The following is a 22,679-nucleotide window of genomic DNA, read 5'->3' on the forward strand; positions in this document are numbered from 1 at the left end:
ATTGGAGACCACATGAACGCATCTGCCGATATTTCCGTGCAACAGGTCAAGTTGTTGATCAACGGTGAATGGGTCGAGTCCAAGACCACCCACTGGCAAGACATCGTCAACCCGGCGACCCAGCAAGTGCTGGCCAAAGTCCCGTTTGCCACCGCTGAAGAAGTCAACGCTGCCATCGACGCCGCCCATCGTGCCTTCCAGACCTGGAAGCTGACCCCGATCGGCGCACGCATGCGTATCATGCTCAAGCTGCAAGCCTTGATCCGCGAGCACTCCAAACGCATCGCCGTGGTCCTCAGCGCCGAGCAGGGCAAGACCATTGCCGATGCCGAGGGCGATATTTTCCGTGGCCTGGAAGTGGTGGAGCACGCCTGCTCCATCGGCACCCTGCAAATGGGCGAGTTTGCTGAAAACGTCGCCGGTGGTGTCGATACCTACACCCTGCGCCAACCCATCGGCGTGTGCGCCGGGATTACTCCGTTCAACTTCCCGGCGATGATTCCGCTGTGGATGTTCCCGATGGCGATTGCCTGCGGTAACACCTTCGTCCTCAAGCCTTCCGAGCAAGACCCGCTGTCCACGATGCTGCTGGTGGAGCTGGCGCTGGAAGCCGGTGTGCCGGCCGGCGTGCTCAACGTGGTACACGGCGGCAAGGACGTGGTGGATGCGCTCTGCACGCATAAAGACATCAAGGCAGTGTCGTTCGTCGGTTCGACCGCCGTGGGCACCCATGTGTACGACCTGGCCGGCAAACACGGCAAGCGCGTGCAATCGATGATGGGCGCCAAGAACCATGCGGTGGTGCTGCCGGATGCCAACCGCGAACACACCCTCAACGCCCTGGTCGGTGCCGGTTTCGGCGCGGCGGGCCAGCGTTGCATGGCCACTTCGGTGGTGGTGCTGGTGGGCGCTTCCAAGCAATGGCTGCCCGATCTGAAGGCGCTGGCGCAGAAGCTCAAGGTCAATGCCGGCAGCGAAGCGGGCACGGATGTCGGCCCGGTGATTTCCAAGCGTGCCAAGGCGCGCATTCTGGAACTGATCGAAAGCGGCGTGAAAGAAGGCGCCAAGCTGGAGCTGGACGGGCGTGATGTCCAAGTGCCGGGCTTCGAGCAAGGCAACTTCGTCGGCCCGACGCTGTTCTCGGGCGTGACCACCGACATGCAGATCTACACCCAGGAAATCTTCGGCCCGGTGCTGGTGGTGCTGGAAGTCGACACCCTCGATGAGGCCATCGCGCTGGTCAACGCCAACCCGTTCGGCAACGGCACCGGCCTGTTCACCCAGAGCGGGGCGGCGGCGCGTAAGTTCCAGAGCGAAATCGACGTCGGCCAGGTCGGCATCAATATCCCGATCCCGGTGCCGGTGCCGTTCTTCAGCTTCACCGGTTCGCGCGGTTCCAAGCTCGGCGACCTCGGCCCGTATGGCAAGCAAGTGGTGCAGTTCTACACTCAGACCAAAACCGTCACCAGCCGCTGGTTCGATGACGACACGGTCAACGATGGCGTCAACACCACCATCAACCTGCGCTGATTCCGGGAGACGAGCATGAAGATTGCATTTATCGGCTTGGGCAACATGGGCGCGCCCATGGCCCGCAACCTGATCAAGGCCGGCCACGCGTTGAACCTGTTCGACCTGAACCAGGCGGTACTCAAGGAACTGGCCGAACTGGGCGGCAGCATCAGCGGTTCACCGCGCGATGCGGCCACCGGCGCCGAGTTGGTGATTACCATGCTGCCGGCCGCTGCCCATGTGCGCAGTGTCTGGCTGGGTGAAGACGGCGTTTTGGCCGGTATCGGCCAAGGCGTGCCGGCGGTGGATTGCAGCACCATCGACCCGCAGACCATCCGCGATGTCGCGGCGGCGGCGGCCAAGCAAGGCGTGGCCGTCGCCGATGCGCCGGTCTCCGGTGGCACTGGCGGCGCGCAAGCCGGGACGCTGACCTTCATGGTCGGCGCCAGCGCGGACTTGTTCGCCACCCTGCAACCGGTGCTGGCGCAGATGGGCCGCAACATTGTGCGTTGCGGCGACGTCGGCACCGGCCAGATCGCCAAGATCTGCAACAACCTGCTGCTGGGCATCAGCATGGTCGGCGTCAGCGAAGCGATGGCCCTGGGCGATGCGCTGGGCATCGACACCCAGGTGCTGGCTGGCATCATCAACAGCTCCACCGGGCGCTGCTGGAGTTCCGACACGTACAACCCGTGGCCGGGCGTGATCGAAACCGCGCCGTCATCGCGGGGTTATACCGGTGGTTTCGGTGCCGACCTGATGCTCAAGGACCTGGGGCTGGCCACCGAAGCTGCGCGCCAGGCGCACCAGCCGGTGATCCTCGGCGCTGTGGCCCAGCAGTTGTATCAATCGATGAGCCAGCGCGGGGAAGGGGGCAAGGACTTCTCGGCGATCATCAACAGCTACCGCAAACCCAAATAGATACCGCCTGTGGCGAGGGCGCTTGCTCCCTCGCCACTATTTATTGCGGTTCAGGCAAACACAAAATACTTACGCACCGTCTCGACCACTTCCCACGTCCCCTTCATCCCCGGCTCCACCACAAAGATATCCCCCGCGCGCAAATGGATCGGCTCCAGGCCTTCCGGGGTGATCACGCAGTAGCCTTCCTGGAAATGGCAGTATTCCCACTTCACGTATTCCACGTACCACTTGCCCGGTGTGCAGATCCAGGTGCCCATGATCTTGCTGCCGTCTTCGCTGGTGTAGGCGTTGAGGTTGACGGTGTGCGGGTCGCCTTCGAGCTTTTCCCATTTGCAGGCATCCAGGACCGGCAAGGGGTGGGTGTCGCGCAGTACGGTGATGGGCTTGGACATGATGACTCCGAGGCAAGTGAACGAGAGTCGAACCCTATAGCGTCGCAGGCAGGGTCAATGGTCTGAACTCGACATCGGGATGCCCAGAAGCGCAGGGACTGCGATTGTCCGGGAACCGCGAAGTTCATGTGGGAGGGGGCTTGCCCCCGATGGCTGCGGATCAGCTAGCACATGTGTCAACTGAAACACTGCCATCGGGGGCAAGCCCCCTCCCACATTAACCCTCGGTGGCAGCGTCACTGTGGCTCGGCGACACTTTTGAGCGTAGATAAGCCGTTTCCTCGCATTAAGTGCGAAAGATTTCCCGCTTGTCGCAGGAATTCGCAAGAAAATTCACGGCTGGCCCTCGTATCATTCACTTCAGTCACGACCGAGAGCCTTGATATGAACCCAATAAAAACGTGGTGGGACATCAGCCCGCCCTTGAGTACGGCGACCCCGACCTGGCCGGGGGATACGCCGTTCCAGGAAGAGCGCGTGTGGCAGTTCGGCCCGGAGTGCCCGGTGAATGTCGGGCGCGTTACCTTGTCGCCGCACACCGGCGCCCATGTCGATGCGCCGCTGCATTACAGCGCGGACGGCGCGCCGATCGGCGAGGTGTCGCTGGACGTGTACATGGGCCCGTGCCGTGTGTTGCATTGCCTGGACAGCGGCGCGCTGGTGCAGCCGCAGCAGTTGCAAGGGCGTGTGGATAACTTGCCGGAACGTGTGTTGCTGCGCACTTATCCACAGGCGCCGCTGACCGAATGGGATGCGAACTTCACCGCCATCGCCCCGCAGACCATCGAGTTGCTCGCCAGCCTGGGCGTGCGCTTGGTCGGTATCGACACGCCGTCCCTGGACCCGCAACAGTCCAAGACCATGGATTCTCACAACGCCGTGGCCCGTCATGGCATGGCAATACTCGAAGGCATCGTGCTCGATGACGTACCGGAGGGCGACTATGAACTGATCGCCCTGCCGCTGCGGTTTGCCCACCTCGACGCCAGCCCTGTCCGCGCAATCCTGCGCCCGCTTGTGGAGCCCGCACGATGAGCCAATGTCCCTTCTCAGAGGATTACCAGCCGCCGGAAGAATGGCATAACGCCGAGCTGAATTTTTCCGAGTCCATGAGCTACGGCGACTACCTGGACCTGGGCAAAGTCCTCAGCGCCCAGCACCCGCTGTCGCCGGACCACAACGAGATGCTCTTTATCATCCAGCACCAGACCTCCGAGCTGTGGATGAAACTGATGCTCCACGAACTCAAGGCCGCCCGCGAACACCTGCGCCTGGGCGAGTTGCCGCCGGCGTTCAAGATGCTGGCGCGGGTCTCGCGGATCTTCGATCAACTGGTACACGCCTGGGCGGTGCTGGCGACCATGACCCCGTCGGAGTACAAGGCGATTCGCCCGTTCCTCGGCCAATCGTCCGGGTTCCAGTCGTTCCAGTACCGTGAGATCGAATTCATCCTCGGCAACAAAAGCCCGGCGCTGTTGCGGCCCCACGCCCATCGCCCGCAATTGTTGCAAGAACTGCAGGTGGCGATTGCCACGCCGTCGCTGTACGACGAGGCGATCAACCTGATGGTCAAGGCCGGCCTGACGATCGACCCGCAACGCGCCGAACGCGACCCGACGGCGGCGACGGTTCACGATGCCTCCGTGGAAGCGGCGTGGCGCGAGGTCTACCGCGACCCGAGCCGTTATTGGGACCTGTACCAGTTGGCCGAAAAGTTTATCGACCTGGAAGACTCCTTCCGCCAATGGCGCTTTCGCCATGTGACCACGGTGGAACGGATCATCGGCTTCCAGCCCGGCACCGGCGGCACCGAGGGCGTGGGTTACCTGCGCAAGATGCTCGACACGGTGCTGTTCCCCGAGCTGTGGCGAGTACGTTCCACGCTCTAAACAAAAAGCCCCGGATCACCGGGGCTTTTCATTTGGAATGCAATCAAAAATGTGGGAGGGGGCTTGCCCCCGATAGCGGTGTGACAGCCAACACATCCACTGACTGACACACCGCCATCGGGAGCAAGCTCCCTCCCACCTAGGTTATTGCGTCACTGCCACTTTCGCGTTTTTGATCCGCAAGCGGTAGGCAATGTAGATCACCCCCACCCAAACCGGCATCGCATACACCGAATCGCGAACGCCCGGAATCGCCAGCATCACGCTGATGATCATCAGCATGAACGCCAGGCACAGGTAGTTGCTGAACGGGAACCAGAAGGTCTTGAACGACGGCACCACGCCTTGCTCGGCCATGGCCTTGCGGAACTTGATGTGGGTCAGGCTGATCAGCGCCCAGTTGATCATCAGCGAGGCGACCACCAGCGCGAACAGCAACTCTAGCGCGCTGTGCGGCGCGACGTAGTTGACCACCACGCACAGCAGCGTCACCAGCGCCGAAATCGCCAGGGCCCGCAGCGGCACGCCTTGTTTGTTGAGTTTCATCAGCGCTTTCGGCGCGTCGCCTTGCTCGGCCAGGCCGAACAGCATGCGGCTGTTGCAGTACACGCCGCTGTTGTACACCGACAGCGCCGCGGTCAGCACCACGAAGTTGAGGATGTGCGCGGCGGTGTCGTTACCGATCAGCGAGAAGATCTGCACAAACGGGCTGCCGCTGTAGGCATCGCCCGACGCGCCGAGGGTTTGCAGCAGTTGATCCCACGGGTACAGCGAGAGCAGCACGGTCAGCGCGCCGACGTAGAAAATCAGGATGCGGTACACCACCTGGTTGATCGCTTTCGGGATCACTTTACGCGGCTCGCTGGCCTCGGCGGCGGTGATGCCTACCAACTCCAGGCCACCGAACGAGAACATGATGAACGCCATGGACATCAACAACCCCATGCCGCCATTGGGGAAGAAACCGCCGTGGCTCCACAGGTTGCTGATCGACGCTTGCGGGCCGCCGGTGCCGCTGAACAACAGGTAGCAGCCGAGCACGATCATGCCGACAATCGCCACCACCTTGATGATCGCGAACCAGAACTCGGTCTCACCGAAGAACTTCACGTTCAGGGTGTTGATCAGGTTCACCGCGACAAAGAACACCAGCGCGCTGACCCAGGTCGGAATCTCCGGCCACCAGAACTGGATGTACTTGCCCACGGCCGTCAGTTCGGCCATGCCCACCAGCACGTAGAGTACCCAGTAGTTCCAGCCCGCCAGGAAGCCCGCGTAACCGCCCCAGTACTTGTGGGCAAAGTGGCTGAACGAACCGGCCACCGGCTCCTCGACGATCATCTCGCCGAGCTGGCGCATGATCAGGAACGCGATAAAACCGGCAATCGCGTAGCCGAGGATCATCGACGGCCCCGCCGACTTGAGCACGCCGGCCGAGCCGAGGAACAGCCCCGTACCGATCGCGCCGCCCAAGGCAATCAGCTGAATATGCCGGTTCTTCAGGCCACGCTTGAGGCCTACCGGGTTAACCATGTCATCCGCCATTAACATTCCCTTCTACTTGTTTTTCTCGGGGTTGATTGCACGCCGCGCCCAACCCCTCAGAAGTGCTGAGGGGTCAGATATTACTCTGCGTGAACTTTTCGTAATACAACTGAACGCCATCAAGTGCCTGATCCGCCAGCCATTGTTGGATGGATTCGACCATCGGAGGGGGCCCGCACACGTACATATCGGCCGAACTGTCCCGCCATTCGGCCAGGTCGAAATGCTCGGTGAGGTAGCCACGCTTGCCGGACCATGCGGGCGGCGGGTCGCTCAGTACTTCGGTGTAGCGAAAATCCGCGAGCGTGGACGCGTAACCCTCGATGCGCGCCGCTTCGCACAGGTCCTCGGCGCCGCGCACGCCGTAGTACAGGTGGACCGGCCGTTCGCAGGCGTTGGCCGCCAGTTCATCGAGCATGCCCAGCAACGCCGACAACCCGGTGCCGCCGGCGACCAGCACCAGCGGTCGGCTGACATGGCGCAGGTAGAACGCACCCAGCGGCGCCTCCATCAGCAGCGGATCGCCGACCTGGCAACGTTCGCGCAGGTAGTTGCTCATCACCCCGTCGGGCAGCAGGCGGATCAGAAACCGCAGCTGATTGCCCGGCCGGTTGGCGAAGGAATATGCGCGCCAGCTGTCGGTGCCCGGAACCGCCAGGCGGGCGTATTGGCCCGGCAGAAAGTCCAGCGCCTGGTCCAGCTGCACTTGCAGGATCGCGGTGCCGGTCGAGACCTGCCGCACCTCGCTCACCGTGCCGCGCACCTGCACCGGCCCCGGCGCGTTGCACAGGCTGGAATCGAAGTCGAAGTAGAACGTCGCATCCGACTTCACCCGGGTCTGGCAACTGAGCATCTTGCGCTGTTGCAGGTCGCGGCTGGAGAGGGCGTCCTCGTCCACATAGTCCTGGCTGTATTCGCCGCTCTCGCAGCGGCCCTGGCAGGTGCCGCACACGCCTTCGCGGCAATCCAGCGGAATCTTGATGCCATTGCGCAGGGCCGCATCCAGCAGGATTTCATGCGCGCCCACCGGGAAAAACAGCGTCTTGCCGTCGGCAAAACTGAAGGCCACTTTGTGATTCATCCCCAGTACTCCGTGGGTTCATGTGTGAACCCTTGTAGGAGCGAGCTTGCTCGCGAAAAACTCAAGGACGCCGCGTGCATTCAGGATGCCCGCGTCATCGTTGACGTCCTTCGCGAGCAAGCTCGCTCCTACAAGGGGGCGTTCTCCAGCGTTACAGGTGATAGAAATCCAGCACCGAGTTGATGGTGTCGTTGAGCAACAGCGCGTGCTTGCGGGTGATCAGCCAGCTGTCGCCATGGGGCTTGAGGCGATAGGTCGCGTGGCCGTAGAACTGCTCCGACGTGGCCAGGCGATAGAACAGCGTGTGCCAGTTCAAGCGCACCTCCAGCGTGCCGTCCGCCTGCTCGGCGATACGCACGTTGTGGATCAGGTGCAAGGTGCGCGGCATCGGCGTGGCCGACGCCGCCTTGCCGGTGCGCAGGCGGAACACGCGGTCTTCCAGGCCCGAGCGGTTGGCGTAATAGATCAGCGACATTTCGCGCTTGGGGTCGCAGGTGTAGACGTGTTCGGAGTCCCATTGCGGCAGGTGGAATTCGCTCTGCGGGTCGAACAACTGCACGTAGGCGTCCCAGTCCTGGGCGTCGCACAGCTCGGATTTGCGATAGAAAAATTGCTCGATCCGGTACTGCAATGGCGCATTCATCATTCCACCTCCCGCAGCTTCAGCGCGCGTTGGTCGAGGCCGTTGAGCAGGAACTGCTGCCAGTTGCGGTGCTGGTTGACGTACAAGCCTTCGTGGGTAAATTCGGTGCCGGTCATGGCGGGCTGGATGCCGAGGGCTTCGCTGTTCGGCGTTGGCCCGGTGGCCCAGCGGTGGCTGCCGCGTGAGATATCGCTCCAGCGCTCCAGGCGGCCCTGGAAACCGCGCTGGGCCTCGCGAAACTCCACCAGATCGTCCGGCGTGCCCATGCCCGAGACGTTGAAGAAGTCCTCGAACTGGCGGATGCGGTTTTCCCGGTCGGCGTCGGACTCGTGCTTCACCCCCAGGCACTGGCTGATGATCTCGGTCTTGTTCCACGCCAACGGGCGGATGATGCGCAACTGCGAGCTGATCTGGTCGAGGAAGAACAGGCTCGGGTAGATGTTCAGGTTGCGCAGGCGATGCATCATCCACTCGGCTTTTGGCTGGCCGTGTTCTGCCACCAGGCGCGGCATGATGGTGGCGTAGCCGGAGCGTACCGTGGGGTTGGGCATGTCGCTGAACAACAGGCTGTGGCCATTGTTGAAGGCGAACCAGCCGTCGTCGGTATTCGCGTCGCCGGCGCCGAGTTTGCTGTAGTCCAGCGTCGTGCCGGCTGCGGTGCCGTTCGCGGTATTGACCTGCTGGCGGTGCTGCACCGTGGCCACGTAGTTGTAGTGGACAGTGCTGACGTGATAACCGTCCAGGCCGTTTTCGTTCTGCAGCTTCCAGTTGCCGTCGTAGGTGTAGGCGGACTTGCCCGGCAGCACCTCCAGCTCACCGGTGGCGGACTGGGCGACCATCATGTCGAAAAACACTTTGGCGTCGCCGAGGAAGTCTTCCAGGCTGTCGGTGCCGTTCACGTCCAGGCTGATGAACACAAAGCCTTTGTAGCTGTCGATGCGCGCCTTTTTCAGGCCGCGCGTGGCCTTGTCGAAACCTTCCGGGTATTCCCCCGGCGCCTTGACCTTCACCAGCCGGCCGTCGCTCTTGTAGCACCAGGCGTGGAACGGGCAGGTGAAGGTCGACTGGTTGCCCTTGCCGACGCGGGTGAGGGTGGTGCCGCGATGCTGGCAGGCGTTGACCAGCGCGTTGAGTTGGCCGTCGCCGTCGCGGGTGATGATCATCGGCTGGCGCCCGGCGCGCATCGTCACGAAATCGTGGTTATTCGCCAGTTCGCTTTCGTGGCAGGCGTAGATCCAGTTCTTCTCGAAGATCAGTTCCATCTCCAGGTCGAACAGTTGCGGCTCGGTGAACATGTCGCGGGCGATGCGGAACACTTCATCGGCGGGGCGGAAATCCAGGCAGCTGTCGATGAAGCTTTTCCATTGCTCGACGCTTCTTGCACCACTCATGGGACGCACCTTTTGATAATGGCTGAACGGGTCAGCCATTAAGCGACTGCGCCGAGGCGGCGGGCTATCCGCTTAATGGGCGAAGGCGGGCCGGATAGTTGGGCATGAAATACCCACGCCGGTGCAGGGCGGTGACGCGATGCGCTACTGTCATGCAGGGCGGTGCGCGCAGAAGTCGGTGGTTTATCCACATAGTCGAGCGTTGTTATCCATCCAGCAGCGAGACTGCCGCCGTGGCGCAGAACTTGCTGTCGATCTGTCACGACGCGCCGCCAGAGCGCGCAACCGCCTAACCGCCGTGGGTGCAGCCTGATGAGTAGCCATACACGCGATATCCGTATTGAACGCTTCGACCTGGAGGGCGCCCGCAACTGGATGTCCGGCATCTGCGGGCCGCACCGCCTGGCGACGGCCACGCCCGAGCGCCTGCGTTTCCATCACAGCGCCAACGTGTTCAAGTCCCGCGCCACCACCCTGGGCGTGATCGAATATGGCACCGACGTGACCATCGACATCGAGGACGCCGAACACTTCAGCAGCTACAGCCTGAGCCTGCCTCTGGTAGGCGAGCAGGAGTTGAGCAAGAACGGCGAGCGCCTGAGTTCCAACCGCGATCAAGGCGTGATCATCTCGCCCAACGAGCACCAGGTGCTGGCGATTTCCGGCGATTGCCGCAAGTTGCAGGTGGTGATTACGCGGGCGGCGATGAGCGAGTCGCTGGAAGGCTTGCTGCAACGGCCGATCGAGGCGCCGCTGCGTTTCGAACCGGTGATGGACGCGGTGGACGGCGCCCCGGCCTCGTGGTGGCGCATGGCGCGTTATTTCATCGCAGAGCTTGCGCGCAGCAGCGAGTTGTACGAGCAGGCGGCGTTTACCCGCGACCTGGAAAGCTCGTTGATCAAGGGCCTGATCCTTGCCCAGCCGAATAATTATTCAGAGGAATTGCGCGACGTGCTTGGCGTGAAGCTGCCGCACTACTTGATCCGCGCCCGCCAGCACATTCACGACAATGCCCGCGAAGCGGTGCATCTGGAAGACCTGGAAGCCGCCGCCGGGGTCTCGCGGTTCAAGCTGTTCGATGCGTTTCGCAAATACTTCGCGCTGTCGCCGATGGCTTACCTGAAAAAGTATCGGCTGGGGGCGGTGCGCCAGGAGATCCTCGAACACGGCTCCACCCGCACCATCTCCGAGATTGCCCTGGGCTGGGGCTTCACCCACCTGGGGCGGTTCTCGGCGGAGTATCGCAAGCTGTTCGATGAGTCGCCGAGCCAAACCCTGCAGCGTAAGCGCCTGCGCACTGTCTAAAAAACACCGCAGATCAAATGTAGGAGGGGGCTTGCCCCCGATGGCGGTGTGTCAGTCAGTAGATGTGTGGGCTGTCACACCGCTATCGGGGGCAAGCCCCCTCCCACATTAGATTTGCAGTGCCTGGGAGATTTCAGATCAGTTCTTCAACCAACTGCAAACAATGATTCAGCCCCGGCGACTGATCATTCACCCGCCGGCTGAGAATAATCGGCGAGGTCGCGGTGGCTTCCACCACCGGCGTGTAGCCGATGTCCGCGCGATGCAGCACCTGCACCGACGCCGGCACCAGCGTCACGCCCATGCCCGCGCCGACCAGGCCGATGGCGGTCTGCAACTCGTTGGTCCACTGCGCCACCTTGAGGCTCAAACCATGGGCGTCGAACAGCGCGATCACATGGTCGGCATAACTGGGCCGCGGGTTGCCGGGGTACAGCACAAACGGCTCGGCGGCCAATTGTGCGAGGGTGGCGGGCGCGCCCAGCAAGGCGTGGCCGGCGGGCAACACCGCAACCAGGCGGTCCTCGACCAGCACCCGCTGGACGATGGCCGGGTCATCGATGCGAATCCGCCCGAAGCCCACGTCGATCCGCCCGGCCTTGAGCGCTTCGACCTGCTGCAAGGTGGTCATTTCCGACAGCCCCAGTTCCAGTTCCAGCGCGTCGTGGTTGCGCAGCCGCCGAATCAGCTCGGGCAGCACGCCATACAAGGTCGACGGCGCAAAGCCGATGCCCAGCCAGGTCTTCTCGCCCTGGCCGATACGCCGGGTGGTGTCGCAGACCTTGCCCAACTGCTCCAGCAGCACAGTGGCGTGTTCATAGAAAAACCGCCCGGCCTCGGTCAGCCGCAGCGGTCGGCCGCGCTCGAGCAGTATCACGCCCAATTCATCCTCCAATTGCTGGATCTGCCGGCTCAACGGCGGCTGGGCGATGTGCAGGCGTTCGGCGGCGCGGGTGAAGTTGAGGGTTTCGCCCAGCACCTGGAAATAGCGCAGATGTCGCAGTTCCATGACAGCTCCTTTGATACCTTGAAGGTATTGTGCGAGACCAATTCTATATTGGAAGCCACGAAAAATGCGGCACAGAATCGGCTCAAATCTATAAAGAACCCAACGGGTATAGCCATGCCGATTTGTGCCATCGAATCGATCGAAACCATCATCGTCGACCTCCCCACTATCCGCCCGCACAAGCTGGCGATGCACACGATGCAGAACCAGACCCTGGTGATCGTCCGCCTGCGTTGCGCCGACGGCATCGAAGGCCTCGGCGAAGCCACCACCATCGGCGGCCTGAGCTACGGCAACGAAAGCCCCGACAGCATCAAGATCAACATCGACCGCCACTTCGCCCCGCTGCTGATCGGCCAGGACGCGAACAACATCAATGCCGCCATGTTGCGACTGGCGCGCAGCATTCGCGGCAACACCTTCGCCAAGTCCGCCATCGAAAGCGCCTTGCTCGATGCGCTGGGCAAACGCCTGCACCTGCCGGTCAGCGAGCTGCTCGGCGGCCGCGTGCGCGATGCGTTGCCGGTGGCCTGGACCCTGGCCAGCGGCAACACCGAGCAGGACATTGCCGAAGCCGAGAAGATGCTCGACCTGCGCCGTCACCGCGTCTTCAAATTGAAGATCGGCGCCGGTGAGGTCAGTGCCGACCTGGCCCATGTGATCGCGATCAAAAAAGCCTTGGGCGAGCGCGCCAGCGTGCGCGTCGATGTCAACCAGGCCTGGGATGAAGCCGTCGCCCTGCGCGCCTGCAAGGTGCTCGGCGACAACGCTATCGACCTGATCGAACAGCCGATCTCGCGCAACAACCGCGCTGGCATGGCCCGGCTTCAGCTGTCGAGCCCGGTGCCGATCATGGCCGACGAATCCATCGAATGTGTCGAGGACGCCTTCAACCTGGCCCGCGAAGGCGCGGCTTCGGTGTTCGCCCTCAAGATCGCCAAGAACGGCGGCCCGCGCGCGGTGTTGCGCACGGCCGCGATTGCCGAAGCGGCCGGGATCGGCCTGTACGGCGGCACCATGCTCGAAGGCGGCCTCGGCACCCTGGCCTCGGCTCATGCGTTTCTCACTCTGGACACACTGGCGTGGGGCACCGAGCTGTTCGGCCCGCTGCTGCTCACCGAAGACATCCTCACCGAGCCGCTGGTGTACCGCGATTTCCAGCTGCATGTCAGCACCGCACCGGGCCTGGGCCTGGCCATCGATGAAGAGCGCCTGGCGTTCTTCTGTCGTGACAACCACTAAGAGGCGCCTGCCATGTTGTTCCACGTAAAAATGAGCGTACACCTGCCCGTCGACATGAACCCCGAACGTGCCGCCAGCCTCAAGGCCGACGAAAAAGCCCTGGCGCAGCGCCTGCAGCAAGAGGGCAAATGGCGCCATCTGTGGCGCATCGCCGGGCTCTACGCCAACTACAGCGTGTTCGATGTCGACAGCGTGCAGGAACTGCACGACCTGCTGATGCAACTGCCGCTTTATCCCTACATGGCCATCGAAGTGAATGCGCTGTGCCGGCACCCGTCGTCGATCCACGCGGACGACCGCTGAGCCTGTTTTATCCCCAATAATTACAAGATGAGGATTGCACCATGTCCATCCGACTGTCCCAGACTGCCCACGCCCAACAGTTTCTCGAAGAAGCCAGCGGCCACCGCAGCGAAAGCGGCAACCCGCGCACCAAGACGCTGATTTACCGGATCCTGCGGGACACGGTGAACATCATCGAAGACCTGGAAGTCACCCCCGAAGAGTTCTGGGCGGCGGTCAACTACCTCAACGAATTGGGTCAACACCAGGAAGCCGGTTTGCTCGCCGCCGGGCTCGGCCTGGAGCATTACCTGGACCTGTTGATGGACGCCGCCGACGAAGAAACCGGCAAAACCGGCGGCACCCCGCGCACCATCGAAGGCCCGCTGTATGTGGCGGGGGCGCCGCTGTCGAAATACGAAGCGCGCCTGGACGACGGCCAGGACCCGGGCGTGCCGCTGTTCATGCGCGGCCAGGTACGGGACACCCAGGGCAAGCCGTTGGCCGGGGCGATTGTCGATGTGTGGCAGGCCAATACCGGCGGCACTTACTCCTGGTTCGACACCGCGCAGTCGGAATTCAACCTGCGCCGCCGCATCGAGACCGATGCCCAGGGCAACTTCCGCTTTCGCAGCATCGTGCCGTCGGGTTATGGCTGCCCGCCGACCGGGCCGACCCAGCAGTTGCTCAATCAGTTGGGACGCCACGGGCAGCGGCCGGCGCATATTCACTTCTTCATCTCGGCGCCGGGGCATCGGCACCTGACCACGCAGATCAACCTGTCGGACGACCCGTACCTGCACGATGATTTTGCCTACGCGACACGGGATGAATTGATTGCCGAAATTCGCTTCAGCGACGATCAGCAGCTGGCGCGGGAACTGGGTGTGGAAGGGCGCTTTGCGCAGATCGATTTTGACTTCGAGGTGCAGCTTGCCGATGCGCCGCTGGAGCAAAAGCGCATGCAGCGGGTTCGTGCATTGGAAGATTGATCAGCACGGTCAAAAAATGTGGGAGGGAGCTTGCTCCCGATAGCGGCGGATCAGTAAACATTTAAGTGACTGACACACGGCTATCGGGGGCAAGCCACCCTCCCACATTGTTTTGTGGTGTGGCTGACTATTTGCGCAGCACCAGGTCCAACACTTCATCGCGATCCTTGATCTTCTGCAACACGATCTCCGAGCGGATATCCATCACCCCCGCCGTGCGGTTCAGGTGGTTCACGATAAAGTCCGAAAAGTGCTTGAGGTTGCGCGCCTGCACCCGCAGCACGTAGTTGCTGGCGCCGGTGATCACATAGGCGCTGGCCACTTCCGGCCAGCCTTGCACCTTCTGGATAAACGTCTCGTGCCAGTCCTCCACGTCCTGGCGCACCGACAGGTGGACGATGGCCTCGAGTTCGATCCCCAACCGCTCGGCATTCAACACCGCCCGATAGCCGCTGATGATGCCTTCGCTTTCCAACAGGCGCAGACGGCGCAGGCAGGCGGAGGGCGACAGCGCGACTTTTTCTGCGAGTTCCTGGTTGCTGATACGGCCGTCCTGTTGCAGGAAATGCAGGAGGCGCAGGTCGGTGGCGTCGAGAATCATGCTTAGAATAAATCCGCGTGTTTTCGGTTGAACTTCGAATTTCCTACAGCTTAATTAGCCTGTTGCCCACAACTTTGCACGAAAATTCTCTAAAACTTCGCTCATTATTTACGGCATCTTCACTTATAAAAACCAGGACAGCCCATGATCACTCGAAGCCATTGCCAAGCCCTTGACGACCAGGACCGGTTGGCGCCGCTGCGTCACCAGTTCGCCTTGCCGCAGGGGGTGATCTACCTCGACGGCAACTCCCTCGGCGCACGTCCGGTGGCCGCGCTTGCGCGGGCGCAGCAGGTGATCGCCGAGGAGTGGGGCAATGGCTTGATTCGCAGCTGGAACAGCGCGGGTTGGGCGGACTTGTCCCAGCGCCTGGGTAATCGCCTGGCACCGTTGATCGGCGCGGGGGAGGGCGAAGTGGTGATCACCGATACCACTTCCATCAACCTGTTCAAGGTGCTCAGCGCCGCCTTGAGCGTGCAGCGCCAACGCGCGCCGCAGCGCAAGGTGATCGTCAGCGAAGCGAGCAACTTCCCCACCGACCTGTACATCGCCGAAGGCCTCGCCGAACTGCTGCAACAGGGCTATTCGCTGCGCCTGGTCAACAGCCCGGACGAACTGCCCCAGGCCATCGACCCGGACGTGGCGGTGGTGATGCTCACCCACGTCAACTACAAGACCGGCTACATGTACGACATGCACGCGCTCACCACGTTGAGCCACGAGTGCGGCGCGCTGAGCCTCTGGGACCTGGCGCATTCGGCAGGTGCGGTGCCCATCGACCTGCATCGGGCCGGCGCCGATTATGCGATCGGTTGCACCTACAAATACCTCAATGGCGGCCCTGGTTCCCAGGCGTTCGTGTGGGTCAACCCGGCGCTGGTGGACGTGGTGCGCCAGCCGTTGTCGGGCTGGTTCGGGCATACCCGGCAGTTCGCCATGGAGACGCGTTATGCACCGAGTGCCGGCATCGCCCGTTACCTGTGCGGCACCCAGCCGATCACCTCGCTGGCCATGGTGGAGTGCGGCCTGGAGATTTTCGAACAGACCGACATGGCCAGCCTGCGCAGTAAATCCCTGGCCTTGACCGACCTGTTTATCGCATTGGTCGAAGCCCGCTGCGCCGCCCATGGCCTGGTGTTGATCACCCCGCGTGAACACGCCAGACGCGGCAGCCATGTGAGCTTCGAACACCCTGAAGGTTATGCAGTGATCCAGGCACTGATTGCCCGTGGAGTGATTGGCGACTACCGCGAGCCGCGCATCATGCGTTTTGGTTTTACGCCGCTGTACACCTGCTTTACCGAAGTGTGGGACGCCGTGGAAATCCTCGGTGAGATCCTCGACAACCGCACCTGGGACCAGGCGCAATTCAAAGTCCGTAACAGCGTCACTTGAATAAACACAGACAACAATGGGGGGAGGGAGCTTGCTCCCGATAGCGCTGTATCAGCGTGTGAATCCGGCGACCGACACACCGCCATCGGGGGCAAGCCCCCTCCCACAGGGGGGCTGCGGTGTTCATCCACTGAGTGCCTGACGCAGGCTCAATGTGGGAGGGGGCTTGCCCCCGATGGCGGCGGATCAGTCACCTAGGTATCGACTGAAAGACTGCTATATGGGGCTGCGGTGTTCATCCACTGAGTGCCTGACGCAGGCTCAATGTGGGAGGGGGCTTGCCCCCGATGGCGGCGGATCAGTCACCTAGGTATCGACTGAAAGACTGCTATATGGGGGCTGCGGTGTTCATCCATTGAGTGCCTGACGCAGGCTCAATGTGGGAGGGGGCTTGCCCCCGATGGCGGCGGATCAGTCACCTAGGTATCAACTGAACGACTGCTATCACCAGCAAGCCCCCTCCCACAGGGATCTGTGGCAACAGACAAATCGTGCAATCACAACAATAAGGGGCACACCACGTGACCACGCCAAACGACGGCTTTGCAGAAATCACCCACCGCGAACTGGGCCTGAGGCGCCAGCTCACTTCCGGCCAGATGAGCATGATCGCCATCGGTGGCGCCATCGGCACCGGGCTGTTCATGGGCAGCGCCTATGCCATCGGCTATGCCGGGCCCAGCGTGCTGCTGAGTTACGCCATCGGAGCGTTGATCACCTTGCTGCTGATGGGCTGCCTGGCGGAGATGACGGTGGCCCATTCCACCTCCGGCTCCTTCGGGGCCTACGCCGAGTTCTACATCAGCCCGCTGGCCGGGTTCCTGGTGCGCTACGCCTATTGGGCGGCGATTGTGCTGGCGGTGGGCGCCGAGGTCACGGCGGTGGCGATGTACATGAAGTACTGGTTCGCCAACGTGCCGGAGTGGGTGTGGATCGTGTCGTTCTCCAGCGTGCTGATCCTGCTCAATGCCATCAGCGTGAAAACCTTCGGCAACTTCGAATACTGGTTTTCGACGATCAAGATCAGCGCCATCGTCGGTTTCATCCTCCTCGCGGTGTACGTGGTGTTCGGCTCCGGCAACCCGCAGTACGGGGTGCAGAACTACACGGCCCACGACGGCTTTTTCCCGCATGGCTTGAGCGGTATGTGGATCGCAGTGATCGTCTCGATCTTCAGCTACTTGAGCGTAGAGATGATCGCCGTCGCCGCCGGTGAAGCGGCCGACCCGGAGCAGGCGGTGAAGAAAGCCTTTCGCGCGACCATCGTGCGCCTGGTGGTGTTTTACCTGCTGACCCTGGCGCTGATGCTGGCCATCGTGCCGTGGAACCAGGCCGGGCAGACGCAGAGCCCGTTCGTCACAGTGATGCAGACCCTCGGCATTCCCGGCGCCACCGGGGTGATGAATTTCGTGATCCTGATCGCGGCGCTGTCAGCGATGAACAGCCAGCTCTACATCACCACACGCATGATGTTCAGCCTGTCCCGCGCCGGCTTTGCGCCCACGTCCATGGGTGCGTTGAGCAAGAGCGGCATCCCGCTGAACGCCTTGTTGCTGTCCAGCTCGGGCATCGGCCTGGCGACCTTGCTTAACGTGGTCTACCCGGAAAGCTCGTTCACGCTGATGATGGCGATCTCGATGTTCGGCGCGATCTTCACCTGGTTCATGATCTTCCTGACGCACCTGTTCTTCCGCCGTTATCGCAAGCGTCATGGCGGGGCGAAGTTGTCGTTCCAACTGCGCCTGTTTCCTTACAGCACGCTGCTGGGCCTGGTGCTGATGGGCGCGGTGATGATCACCACGTATTTCACCGACGCGTTCAAGATGACCTTGGTGTTCGGCGTGCCGTTCCTGCTGATTCTGTCGGCGGTGTATTACGGATTTTTCCGCAAGGGCAGGGCCAAGGCGTCGAGCAAGGCCCTGGCATAACCCGGCAGGTGTTCGAACGAGCGCGCGCATAACAGCAGCGTTCGACAGGCCCAAGCTTCTCGCAACGGCTGGGCCTTGACGCGCTGCGCCCACGGCCAGCGCGCCAGCGCCGCCTGGGGCACGATCCCCAGGCCCGCACCGCGTGCGACCATGCGCAGCACGCCGTCAAAACCCTCGGCGCGGATCCGCGTTTGCAAGCGAAACCCCGCGTGCAACGCCTGTTCTTCCAGGTACACCGCCAGCGCGCTGTGGGCGGCCAGGCCCACATAGTCGTAATGCAGGCTGTCGATAAAACTCACCGTACTTGCCGCCAACGGATGCTCCAGCGGCATGACCAGCACCAGCGGATCGTCGCGAAACGCCAGGGTCTGCAAGCCGTGGGTGTCCACCGCGTCGGAGATGATCCCGAGGTCTGCGGTGCCCTGGCGCAAGGCCTGGGTGATGCGCAGGCTGGGCAGTTCCTGCAGGTCGATGTCCAGGTTGGGGTGGTCGCGCAGGAAATCCGCGAGCAGTTCCGGCAGGTATTCGCTGAGGGCGGTGGTGTTGCACAGCAGGCGCACCTGGCCTTTGACGCCGTTGGCGTATTCCGCCAGGTCCTGTTGCAGGTGCTCGGCCTGTTGCAGCAACAGCCGGGCATGACGCGCCAAGGCCTGGCCTGCGGCCGTCGGCGTGACGCCACGGCGGCCGCGTTCAAGGCATTCAACCCCGAGCGCAGCTTCCATCGCGCGGATGCGCGCGCTGGCGGCGGCCAGGGACAAGTGGCTGCGGCTGGCGCCGGCGGTGATGTTGCCGGCATCGAGGACGTGCAGGTAGAGGCGCAGGTCGATCAGGTCAAAGTGCATGGCTGGAAGATTTCCTTTCGCTGGACTGACGCTATCGCGAGCAAGCCCGCTCCCACACTTGGAATGCATTTCAACAGTGGGAGGGGGCTTGCCCGCGATGGCGGCATCAGCCTCATGCAAAACAAGAGGCTGCCTCAGTATATGGTGAATTTTCGCGCCCAGCGAAAAGCCCCACACTCGGCCGATGACAACCTTCCTCGCGTTCTACCAAAACCTCGGCCCCGCCCTGACCCTGCTGGTGATCGGCACCTTCCTGCTGGCCGGCACCGTCAAAGGTGTGATCGGCCTGGGCCTGCCCACCGTCGCCATGGGCTTGCTCGGCCTGGCTATGTTGCCGGCGCAGGCTGCGGCGTTGCTGATCATCCCTTCGACGGTGACCAACCTCTGGCAACTGGCTTTCGGCGGCCACTTGAGCGTGTTGCTCAAGCGCTTGTGGCCGCTGTTGCTGCTGATTGTCCTCGGCACCGGGTTGGGCACGCTGTGGCTGGGAATGGGCAGTGGCGCCGGGGTGGTGCGCGCATTGGGCGCGGCCTTGCTGGTGTATGCGTTGAGTGGGCTGTTCCTGCCCGCATTCAAGGTGAAGCCCGCGACCGAGCGTTGGTTGGCGCCGGTGTGTGGGCTGGTCACCGGCCTGATCACCTCGGCCACCGGCGTCTTCGTGATTCCGGCGGTGCCGTATCTGCAAGCGCTGGGGTTGAATCGCGATCAGTTGGTGCAGGCGTTGGGGCTGTCGTTCAGCGTGTCGACACTGGCGCTGGCGGCCGGGTTGGCCTGGCGCGGCAGCCTCGGCGGCGGTGAGATCAATGCCTCGCTGTTGGCGCTGGCGCCGGCCTTGTTGGGCATGTGGCTGGGGCAGGTGTTGCGCCAACGGATCAGTGCCGTGTTGTTCAAGCGGGTGTTTTTTATCGGCATGGCGCTGTTGGGCGCGCATCTGTTGATCAGTGGATAAAGGCAATAATAGAGTTTTATTCGTGATTTTCAGTCAAATGTATTTTGCCGCGCCAAGGCTTATTCCGCGCAAGGCACATCGATACCCTGCCTTCAGACATTTTTAATCTCAAGGCGCTCCCCCATGAAAAAAGTCCTGCTGCTCAACGGCGGTAAAAAATTCGCCCACTCCGACGGTCGCTACAACACCACCCTGCATGACGCTGCCGTGGCTGTGCTCGACCGTGGCGGTATCGACGTCAAGGTCACGCATATCGATGAAGGCTACGATGTGGCCGAAGAAGTCGCCAAATTCCTCTGGGCCGACGTGATCATCTACCAGATGCCCGGCTGGTGGATGGGCGCGCCGTGGATCGTGAAGAAGTACATCGACGAAGTCTTCACCGAAGGCCACGGCAGCCTCTACGCCAGCGATGGCCGTACCCGTTCCGACGCCTCGCAGAAATACGGCAGCGGCGGCCTGATCCACGGCAAGCAATACATGTTGTCGCTGACCTGGAACGCCCCGCAGCAAGCCTTCGACGACCCGAGCGATTTTTTTGAAGGCAAAGGCGTGGACGCGGTGTACTTCGCGTTTCACAAGGCCAATGAGTTCCTCGGCATGACGGCCTTGCCGACGTTCCTCTGCGTGGACGTCATGAAGCGCCCGGCCATCGACGCCGATGTGGCGCGCTACGAGCAGCATCTGGCGCAGGTGTTCGACCTCTCGGTGTAAGCTGCGCTGAACCGAGAAAGAGGACAGCCTGTGAAAGCCCGATCCGATGAGCTACAGATCTTCGTCAACGTGATTGAGTGCGGCTCGATTTCGGCGGCGGCGGAGCAGGTCGGGCAGACGCCGTCGGCGGTCAGCCGCACCTTGTCGCGCCTGGAAGCCAAGCTCGACACCACGCTGATCAACCGCACCACGCGGCGCATGGACCTGACCGAGGAGGGCAAGTACTTCTTCGAACAGGCCAAGGTGATCCTGGCGCAGATGGATGATCTGGAGGAGCGCTTGTCGTCGCGCCAGAAAAAACCGGCGGGGCGCTTGCGCATCAACGCCGCCGTGCCGTTCATGCTGCATGGGATCGTGCCGTACATCGCCGAGTTTCGCGGGCTGTACCCAGAGATCCAGCTGGAGTTGAACAGCGATGACTTGATCATCGACCTGTTGGAGCAGAGCACCGACATTGCGATTCGCATCGGCGCGCTGGCCGACTCCACCCTGCATGCGCGGTCCTTGGGCTGCACCCCGCTGCATATCCTCGCCAGCCCCGCTTACCTCAAGCAGTACGGTACGCCGACCACGGTCGCCGAGTTGGCCGAGCACACCTTGCTCGGTTTCACCCAGACCGAGACGCTCAACCACTGGCCGTTGCGCCACGTGGCGGGCGACCGCTGGCTGATCGAGCCCGGCATTGCCGCGTCCAGCGGTGAAACCGTGCGCCAGCTGGCGCTCGAAGGGCAGGGCATTGGCTGCCTGTCGAACTTCATGACCAACGACGACATCGACGCCGGGCGCCTGGTGCCGCTGCTGGAAGCCTTCAACAGCGGTTATCGCCAGCCGATCCACGCGGTGTTTTACCGCAACTCGCAACTGGCCTTGCGCATCCAATGCTTCCTGGACTTCATCCAGGCCAAGCTGGCGCGGTACGCCTGCTGATTCGTGACCTGCGCGCAAGATTGAATTGGGCAACACGGTCTTATTCGCCAGGGATGGGGGCTTGATACTGGGCCCATCACTTACTCAGTCAGGAGAGACCTCCATGAACGTATTCGTTACCGGCGCCGCCGGATTTATCGGCGGCTCCATCGCCACCGGCCTGGTCAAGGCCGGCCACCATGTGACGGGCCTGGTGCGCAGCGCCGATCAAGCCGCCGAGATGACGGCCCTGGGCATCACCCCGGTCATCGGCACCCTGGATGACCGTGCGGTGTTGACCGAACAGGCCCGGCAGGCCGACGCGGTGATCAACGCCGCCAGCAGCGACCATCGCGCGGCGGTGGAAACGCTGTTGGCCGCCTTGAAAGGTTCGAACAAACCGTTCCTGCACACCAGTGGTTCGAGCATCGTCGGCGATGCATCGGGCGGCAAGGCCAGCGATGTCATCTACGTCGAAGACCACCTGCCGGAACCGACCGTCGACAAGGCCGCACGTGTCGCCATCGACAACCTGATCCTGGCGGCCGCCCAAGACGGGGTGAACTCGGCGGTGATCTGCAACACCCTGATCTACGGCCACAGCCTGGGCGTGAAGCGCGACAGCGTGCAACTGCCGCGCTTGCTCAAGCAGGCGCGCAAGAGCGGGGTGGTGCGCCATGTCGGTACGGGGCAGAACATCTGGTCCAATGTGCATATCGAGGACGTGGTCGCGCTCTATCGGCTGGCGCTGGAGAAGAACGTGCCGGGCACGTTCTACTTCGTGGAAAGCGGTGAAGCGGCGTTCATCGACATGACCACCGCCATCGCCGAAGCCCTGAACCTGGGCAAGCCGCAGGACTGGCCGTTGGCCGCCGCAGAAGCCGAATGGGGCTATGAAATGGCCAACTACGGCCTGGGTTCCAACAGCCGGGTGCGCGGCAAGCATGCCCGTGAATTGTTGGGGTGGGCGCCCAAGCGCACATCGGTGGTGGAGTGGATTCGCCGCGAAATGGTCTGATGTCGGCGTGAGACCGTGGTGCACCCTTCGCGGGCAAGCCCACTCCCACATTTGACGGTGTTCACACCTCGATAACGGGTGCACCGATCAAACCATGGGAGTGGGCTTGCCCGCGAACG

At 62.4% G+C, this 22,679-nt stretch carries 22 protein-coding genes; 14 read left to right on the forward strand and 8 right to left on the reverse strand.

The genetic code is table 11. The features are described from left to right. Positions 1-12 precede the first annotated feature (12 nt). Both ACVWZP_RS25570 and mmsB read left to right on the forward strand, forming a co-directional pair. A complete protein-coding gene (locus ACVWZP_RS25570) occupies positions 13-1,530 on the forward strand; it encodes a CoA-acylating methylmalonate-semialdehyde dehydrogenase (RefSeq protein ID WP_017849481.1) in 1,518 nt (505 codons plus the stop codon). 15 nt (positions 1,531-1,545) lie between these two features. After that, positions 1,546-2,433 (forward strand): 3-hydroxyisobutyrate dehydrogenase, encoded by an 888-nt coding sequence (gene mmsB, locus ACVWZP_RS25575; protein WP_017849480.1) that lies wholly within the window; start codon positions 1,546-1,548, stop codon positions 2,431-2,433. Positions 2,434-2,483: 50 nt separating this feature from the next. On the opposite strand, the gene ACVWZP_RS25580 is transcribed toward mmsB, so the two are convergent. Then, the gene (locus ACVWZP_RS25580) at positions 2,484-2,828 is read right to left on the reverse strand and encodes a cupin domain-containing protein (protein ID WP_010566207.1); all 345 of its coding nucleotides are present in this window, start codon (positions 2,826-2,828) and stop codon (positions 2,484-2,486) included. 384 nt (positions 2,829-3,212) lie between these two features. Here ACVWZP_RS25580 and kynB point away from each other — a divergent pair, with 384 nt between their 5' ends. Together kynB and kynA are read left to right on the forward strand one after the other, a co-directional pair. Then, complete coding sequence (kynB, locus tag ACVWZP_RS25585; RefSeq protein ID WP_104904462.1) at positions 3,213-3,863, forward strand: arylformamidase; 651 nt, start codon at positions 3,213-3,215, stop codon at positions 3,861-3,863. Further along, positions 3,860-4,717: a tryptophan 2,3-dioxygenase gene (kynA, locus tag ACVWZP_RS25590; RefSeq protein ID WP_046488227.1), complete on the forward strand. Its 858-nt coding sequence runs from the start codon at positions 3,860-3,862 to the stop codon at positions 4,715-4,717. The genes kynB and kynA overlap by 4 nt, the downstream gene beginning before the upstream one ends. 144 nt (positions 4,718-4,861) lie before the next feature. Here the strand turns inward: kynA and ACVWZP_RS25595 are convergent, their stop codons facing one another. The 4 genes from ACVWZP_RS25595 to antA form a co-directional block, all read right to left on the reverse strand. Further along, positions 4,862-6,262: an amino acid permease gene (locus ACVWZP_RS25595; RefSeq protein ID WP_046488225.1), complete on the reverse strand. Its 1,401-nt coding sequence runs from the start codon at positions 6,260-6,262 to the stop codon at positions 4,862-4,864. A gap of 73 nt (positions 6,263-6,335) precedes the next feature. Beyond that, positions 6,336-7,343, reverse strand: coding sequence for an anthranilate 1,2-dioxygenase electron transfer component AntC (gene antC, locus ACVWZP_RS25600; protein WP_177030510.1), 1,008 nt, complete (start codon positions 7,341-7,343; stop codon positions 6,336-6,338). Positions 7,344-7,494: 151 nt separating this feature from the next. Next, the gene (gene antB / locus ACVWZP_RS25605) at positions 7,495-7,986 is read right to left on the reverse strand and encodes an anthranilate 1,2-dioxygenase small subunit (RefSeq protein ID WP_108524608.1); all 492 of its coding nucleotides are present in this window, start codon (positions 7,984-7,986) and stop codon (positions 7,495-7,497) included. Then, positions 7,986-9,377, reverse strand: a complete 1,392-nt coding sequence (gene antA / locus ACVWZP_RS25610; protein WP_046382073.1) for an anthranilate 1,2-dioxygenase large subunit — start codon at positions 9,375-9,377, stop codon at positions 7,986-7,988. Before antA ends, antB begins: the two co-directional genes overlap by 1 nt. 312 nt (positions 9,378-9,689) lie before the next feature. Between antA and ACVWZP_RS25615 the strand changes: the two genes are divergently transcribed. Beyond that, positions 9,690-10,682, forward strand: a complete 993-nt coding sequence (locus ACVWZP_RS25615) for an AraC-like ligand-binding domain-containing protein (RefSeq protein ID WP_457370237.1) — start codon at positions 9,690-9,692, stop codon at positions 10,680-10,682. Positions 10,683-10,815: 133 nt separating this feature from the next. Here ACVWZP_RS25615 and ACVWZP_RS25620 read toward each other — a convergent pair whose 3' ends face one another. Beyond that, entirely contained in the window at positions 10,816-11,691 is an 876-nt protein-coding gene (locus ACVWZP_RS25620) for a LysR family transcriptional regulator (protein ID WP_017849470.1), read from the reverse strand. Positions 11,692-11,805: 114 nt separating this feature from the next. Here ACVWZP_RS25620 and ACVWZP_RS25625 point away from each other — a divergent pair, with 114 nt between their 5' ends. The 3 genes from ACVWZP_RS25625 to catA are packed head-to-tail and all read left to right on the forward strand — an operon-like array spanning position 11,806 to position 14,207. Next, positions 11,806-12,933, forward strand: coding sequence for a muconate cycloisomerase family protein (locus ACVWZP_RS25625; RefSeq protein ID WP_457370238.1), 1,128 nt, complete (start codon positions 11,806-11,808; stop codon positions 12,931-12,933). 12 nt (positions 12,934-12,945) lie between these two features. Next, a complete protein-coding gene (gene catC, locus ACVWZP_RS25630; RefSeq protein WP_017849468.1) occupies positions 12,946-13,236 on the forward strand; it encodes a muconolactone Delta-isomerase in 291 nt (96 codons plus the stop codon). A gap of 41 nt (positions 13,237-13,277) precedes the next feature. Continuing rightward, positions 13,278-14,207, forward strand: a complete 930-nt coding sequence (gene catA, locus ACVWZP_RS25635; protein ID WP_177033279.1) for a catechol 1,2-dioxygenase — start codon at positions 13,278-13,280, stop codon at positions 14,205-14,207. A gap of 127 nt (positions 14,208-14,334) precedes the next feature. Here the strand turns inward: catA and ACVWZP_RS25640 are convergent, their stop codons facing one another. Beyond that, entirely contained in the window at positions 14,335-14,808 is a 474-nt protein-coding gene (locus ACVWZP_RS25640; RefSeq protein WP_017849466.1) for an Lrp/AsnC family transcriptional regulator, read from the reverse strand. Positions 14,809-14,952: 144 nt separating this feature from the next. Between ACVWZP_RS25640 and kynU the strand changes: the two genes are divergently transcribed. Then, the gene (kynU, locus tag ACVWZP_RS25645; RefSeq protein WP_017849465.1) at positions 14,953-16,203 is read left to right on the forward strand and encodes a kynureninase; all 1,251 of its coding nucleotides are present in this window, start codon (positions 14,953-14,955) and stop codon (positions 16,201-16,203) included. 521 nt (positions 16,204-16,724) lie between these two features. Beyond that, a complete protein-coding gene (locus tag ACVWZP_RS25650; RefSeq protein ID WP_046488211.1) occupies positions 16,725-18,131 on the forward strand; it encodes an amino acid permease in 1,407 nt (468 codons plus the stop codon). Here the strand turns inward: ACVWZP_RS25650 and ACVWZP_RS25655 are convergent. Beyond that, positions 18,077-18,973 (reverse strand): LysR substrate-binding domain-containing protein, encoded by an 897-nt coding sequence (locus tag ACVWZP_RS25655; protein ID WP_108524600.1) that lies wholly within the window; start codon positions 18,971-18,973, stop codon positions 18,077-18,079. The two genes, ACVWZP_RS25650 and ACVWZP_RS25655, sit on opposite strands and share 55 nt — an antisense overlap. Before the next feature lie 184 nt (positions 18,974-19,157). On the opposite strand from ACVWZP_RS25655, the gene ACVWZP_RS25660 reads away from it, so the two are divergent. The 4 genes from ACVWZP_RS25660 (at position 19,158) to ACVWZP_RS25675 (ending at position 22,560) form a co-directional block, all read left to right on the forward strand. After that, the gene (locus ACVWZP_RS25660) at positions 19,158-19,922 is read left to right on the forward strand and encodes a sulfite exporter TauE/SafE family protein (RefSeq protein WP_201021533.1); all 765 of its coding nucleotides are present in this window, start codon (positions 19,158-19,160) and stop codon (positions 19,920-19,922) included. Positions 19,923-20,045: 123 nt separating this feature from the next. After that, positions 20,046-20,636: an NAD(P)H-dependent oxidoreductase gene (locus tag ACVWZP_RS25665; RefSeq protein ID WP_017847735.1), complete on the forward strand. Its 591-nt coding sequence runs from the start codon at positions 20,046-20,048 to the stop codon at positions 20,634-20,636. Between the two features lie 30 nt (positions 20,637-20,666). Beyond that, positions 20,667-21,563 (forward strand): LysR substrate-binding domain-containing protein, encoded by an 897-nt coding sequence (locus ACVWZP_RS25670; RefSeq protein ID WP_457370239.1) that lies wholly within the window; start codon positions 20,667-20,669, stop codon positions 21,561-21,563. 103 nt (positions 21,564-21,666) lie between these two features. Further along, positions 21,667-22,560 (forward strand): NAD-dependent epimerase/dehydratase family protein, encoded by an 894-nt coding sequence (locus ACVWZP_RS25675; RefSeq protein ID WP_457370240.1) that lies wholly within the window; start codon positions 21,667-21,669, stop codon positions 22,558-22,560. Positions 22,561-22,679: the final 119 nt, after the last annotated feature.

This window comes from Pseudomonas sp. TE36184 (genome assembly GCF_054060055.1).

Excerpts from the sequence above, each read along its gene's own strand:
- ACVWZP_RS25570 (WP_017849481.1), top strand. The coding sequence starts at position 13 with ATGAACGCATCTGCCGATATTTCCGTGCAACAGGTCAAGTTGTTGATC.
- mmsB (WP_017849480.1), top strand. The coding sequence starts at position 1,546 with ATGAAGATTGCATTTATCGGCTTGGGCAACATGGGCGCGCCCATGGCC.
- ACVWZP_RS25580 (WP_010566207.1), bottom strand. The coding sequence starts at position 2,828 with ATGTCCAAGCCCATCACCGTACTGCGCGACACCCACCCCTTGCCGGTC.
- kynB (WP_104904462.1), top strand. The coding sequence starts at position 3,213 with ATGAACCCAATAAAAACGTGGTGGGACATCAGCCCGCCCTTGAGTACG.
- kynA (WP_046488227.1), top strand. The coding sequence starts at position 3,860 with ATGAGCCAATGTCCCTTCTCAGAGGATTACCAGCCGCCGGAAGAATGG.
- ACVWZP_RS25595 (WP_046488225.1), bottom strand. The coding sequence starts at position 6,262 with ATGGCGGATGACATGGTTAACCCGGTAGGCCTCAAGCGTGGCCTGAAG.
- antC (WP_177030510.1), bottom strand. The coding sequence starts at position 7,343 with ATGAATCACAAAGTGGCCTTCAGTTTTGCCGACGGCAAGACGCTGTTT.
- antB (WP_108524608.1), bottom strand. The coding sequence starts at position 7,986 with ATGAATGCGCCATTGCAGTACCGGATCGAGCAATTTTTCTATCGCAAA.
- antA (WP_046382073.1), bottom strand. The coding sequence starts at position 9,377 with ATGAGTGGTGCAAGAAGCGTCGAGCAATGGAAAAGCTTCATCGACAGC.
- ACVWZP_RS25615 (WP_457370237.1), top strand. The coding sequence starts at position 9,690 with ATGAGTAGCCATACACGCGATATCCGTATTGAACGCTTCGACCTGGAG.
- ACVWZP_RS25620 (WP_017849470.1), bottom strand. The coding sequence starts at position 11,691 with ATGGAACTGCGACATCTGCGCTATTTCCAGGTGCTGGGCGAAACCCTC.
- ACVWZP_RS25625 (WP_457370238.1), top strand. The coding sequence starts at position 11,806 with ATGCCGATTTGTGCCATCGAATCGATCGAAACCATCATCGTCGACCTC.
- catC (WP_017849468.1), top strand. The coding sequence starts at position 12,946 with ATGTTGTTCCACGTAAAAATGAGCGTACACCTGCCCGTCGACATGAAC.
- catA (WP_177033279.1), top strand. The coding sequence starts at position 13,278 with ATGTCCATCCGACTGTCCCAGACTGCCCACGCCCAACAGTTTCTCGAA.
- ACVWZP_RS25640 (WP_017849466.1), bottom strand. The coding sequence starts at position 14,808 with ATGATTCTCGACGCCACCGACCTGCGCCTCCTGCATTTCCTGCAACAG.
- kynU (WP_017849465.1), top strand. The coding sequence starts at position 14,953 with ATGATCACTCGAAGCCATTGCCAAGCCCTTGACGACCAGGACCGGTTG.
- ACVWZP_RS25655 (WP_108524600.1), bottom strand. The coding sequence starts at position 18,973 with ATGCACTTTGACCTGATCGACCTGCGCCTCTACCTGCACGTCCTCGAT.
- ACVWZP_RS25660 (WP_201021533.1), top strand. The coding sequence starts at position 19,158 with ATGACAACCTTCCTCGCGTTCTACCAAAACCTCGGCCCCGCCCTGACC.
- ACVWZP_RS25665 (WP_017847735.1), top strand. The coding sequence starts at position 20,046 with ATGAAAAAAGTCCTGCTGCTCAACGGCGGTAAAAAATTCGCCCACTCC.
- ACVWZP_RS25675 (WP_457370240.1), top strand. The coding sequence starts at position 21,667 with ATGAACGTATTCGTTACCGGCGCCGCCGGATTTATCGGCGGCTCCATC.